The organism is Bradyrhizobium sp. Kon69, from assembly GCF_055807515.1.
Map to the genome: position 1 here is coordinate 1 of NZ_JBVVOS010000516.1, position 246 is coordinate 246.

Consider the following 246-nt stretch of genomic DNA (forward strand, 5'->3'; position numbering starts at 1 on the left):
GTGCGTCAGCGGAATGCCCGCGTACGCCGCGCAACCACTGGCCGCCGTGATGCCCGGCACCACCTGGAACGGAATGCCATGGGCCGCCAATTCTTCGATTTCTTCGCCGCCACGCCCAAAAATGAACGGGTCGCCGCCCTTGAGGCGCAGCACGCGCTTGCCCTGCTTGGCCAGGTCCACCAGTTGCTGGTTGATCTGGTCCTGGGGCACGGCGTGCTCGGCGCGTCGCTTGCCGACATACACCCG

General features: G+C 66.7%; 1 protein-coding gene. It reads right to left on the bottom strand.

From position 1 onward, the window contains the following. On the bottom strand, positions 1 to 246 hold a 246-nt coding region (locus AC0L3U_RS40015), incomplete at both ends, for a uroporphyrinogen-III C-methyltransferase (RefSeq protein ID WP_473365213.1).